Annotated in this window: 3 protein-coding genes; 2 read left to right on the top strand and 1 reads right to left on the bottom strand. The window is 40.5% G+C overall.

The features are described 5' to 3' along the window. Nucleotides 1-377 (bottom strand): protein-glutamine glutaminase family protein (locus ACOVO2_RS06130; protein WP_421769118.1); only part of this gene is annotated, 377 nt, incomplete at its 3' end. 174 nt (nt 378-551) lie between these two features. On the opposite strand from ACOVO2_RS06130, the gene ACOVO2_RS06125 reads away from it, so the two are divergent. Next, a complete protein-coding gene (locus ACOVO2_RS06125; RefSeq protein WP_421769117.1) occupies nt 552-1,292 on the top strand; it encodes an HAD family hydrolase in 741 nt (246 codons plus the stop codon). Beyond that, nucleotides 1,293-2,438, top strand: a complete 1,146-nt coding sequence (locus ACOVO2_RS06120; RefSeq protein ID WP_421769116.1) for a TIGR03364 family FAD-dependent oxidoreductase — start codon at nt 1,293-1,295, stop codon at nt 2,436-2,438. Nucleotide 2,439 lies beyond the last annotated feature (1 nt).

Here is a 2,439-nt window from a genome sequence, read left to right as displayed (position 1 = left end):
AGCCACTCGCCCATTGTCAAGGGTTTTTCGGAATCAATAAATAAATCAAATATAAACTCTGTTCCCTCATATTGCAGCAACAGAGCCACATGAAAACCCCAAGTTAGTAAGCCATTAGGCGAAATTTGATTAGGGTCGGGAAGCTGGATCGTTTGTTTTGAGTCTTCGCAGTAACGTGTAGGAGCATAAATCCAAATTTTTTTGTGCTGCACACCGTAGCTTCGTAAGATAAGCGAAGCAAAGTGAGTCACATTGTGGCAATTTCCTTGCTTATAATCAAAAAGTGGAGCAAGAAAATATTTCAATTCTTCAAAATAATAATCAAAGTAGTTGTCAGTGATTCGAGAAAGTCGGCTATGGGTATTTGTTAAAACCATTATTAAATTTTTCGGCAAAAGTATGCCACTAACAATACTTCGTTTCTACCTTCACTATTAAGTATTTGTTAATTATATCGGGCTAATATTAGCTTAACAATTTGTTTATATTTCGATAAAGCCAAGCTAATTTTAAACGTTTTACTTTGTTGTGCAAAAAAACAAAAATCAAAAATGCTACCGATAAAATTAGTTGTCTTTGATATGGCTGGCACAACCGTGCAAGACAAAAAGGAAGTCGAAACCTGCTTTGCTCGTGCCTGTGCCGAAACTGGCCTACAAGTGTCAGAAGAGCGAATTTTGGCCCTACAAGGTTATTCAAAAATCGAAGTTTTCAAGCTCCTCTGGGATGAACGAATCGGACAAAATCACCCCGAATACGACGAAAATGTGGTGTATTCGTACGATTATTTCCGCCTGATTCTCGAAGACCACTATAAACTCAACGATGTCTTACCAACCGATGGTTGCTTAGAAATATTCGATTTTTTACGCAAAAATGATGTAAAAATCGCCTTAACGACGGGTTTTTACCGAAAAGTGACCAACATCATTCTCGAAAAACTCGGCTGGCTCGATGGTTTAGAATTTAACTACGTAAATACTACTGGAAAATCGGTGATTGATGTTTCTATCGCCAGCGATGAAGTTGCCAAAGGACGCCCCGAACCACTGATGATTCAGAAAGCCATGAAACTCATGGGTGTAGTTGACCCGTACGACGTCATTAATATCGGTGATACTCCATCCGACCTCAAATCTGGCTCAAAGGCAGGGTGTCGTTTATCGTTGGGGGTTACAAATGGCACGCACACGCACGAGCAACTACAGTTTATTCAGAATAATGGTTTGCTTACTTCCTTGCGTGAACTCCGCCCAATTATCGAAAATATTAGTGTTTTAAACGAAGCCTAAATGAAAAACTTTGATTTAATAATTGTTGGTGGAGGTATTATGGGGGCGTTTCATGCGTATCACGCAACCAAACTCGGCAAGAGTGTCCTTATCTTAGAAAAAGACAATTTTCCTGTAAGCTCAACTGTCCGTAATTTTGGCCAAGCCGTACCGTCGGGGTCATCGGGCAGATGGTTCGACTACGGACGCAGAAGTCTGGAAATATACCAAGATATTCAGTCGAAATTTGATATTTCTGTACGTCGAAATGGCACTATCTATGTCGCCTCCGACGATACCGAGTGGACGCTGGCCAACGAATTATTCGCTATTCATCAAAGCAAAGGCTATGCTTGCAATCTACTTTCAAAAAGGCAGTGTTTGGAGCAGTATCCCGAACTCAAAAGTGAATACGCAAAAGGTGCGATTTATTACCCAAACGAAGTAAGTATCGAGCCAAACTTATTGATTTACAAAGTTTTAGGTTTTTTACAAGAAAAACACAAGGTTGCGTATAAACCCAACTCTACCGTGATTGACTGCCAAGAAATCAATGGAAAAGTTGAGGTACTGACAGCCGCAAGAGAGAAGTTTTCGGCCGAAAAAGTCATTATTTGCAGTGGCTATGTTTTCAATTTACTTTTTCCAGAAACCTACGCTAAAAGCGGACTGGTTGTAAGCAAACTACAAATGATGCAGACAGTTCCGATGAAAAACGTTTCGCTGAAAGGTAATATTCTTACAGGACTTTCAATCAGACGATACGAGTCTTTTGAAGAATGCCCATCTTATAAAAATAATACAACTCCCGAATACTACACCGAACTCAAAAAATGGGGCATTCACATCCTCTTTAAGCAAGCCATTGACGGCTCAATCATCATCGGCGATTCGCACGAATATGCACCAGTGGGCAAAACTGATGAGCTGGGTTTTGATACCAAAGACTATGTCAATAAACTCATGCTCAAAGAAGCCGAACGCATCGTAAACTTCCCTGTCAATCAGATTGCTCGTACGTGGGCGGGGTTCTATGCCCAGCACCCCAACGAGATTTTTGAGCATGATATTTCGCCCAATATTCATATTTTTACCGGAATCGGTGGCAAGGGAATGACCACCAGTGCTGGATACGCCGAAGCCAATATTCAAAGGTTATTTTTATAGA

It is taken from the genome of Emticicia sp., assembly GCF_049241225.1.
In the GTDB taxonomy this organism is placed as follows: domain Bacteria; phylum Bacteroidota; class Bacteroidia; order Cytophagales; family Spirosomataceae; genus Emticicia.
This window is presented reverse-complemented; position numbering and strand designations above follow the sequence as displayed.

Coding starts and splice junctions, on each gene's coding strand:
- ACOVO2_RS06125 (WP_421769117.1), top strand. CDS start 552: ATGCTACCGATAAAATTAGTTGTCTTTGATATGGCTGGCACAACCGTG.
- ACOVO2_RS06120 (WP_421769116.1), top strand. CDS start 1,293: ATGAAAAACTTTGATTTAATAATTGTTGGTGGAGGTATTATGGGGGCG.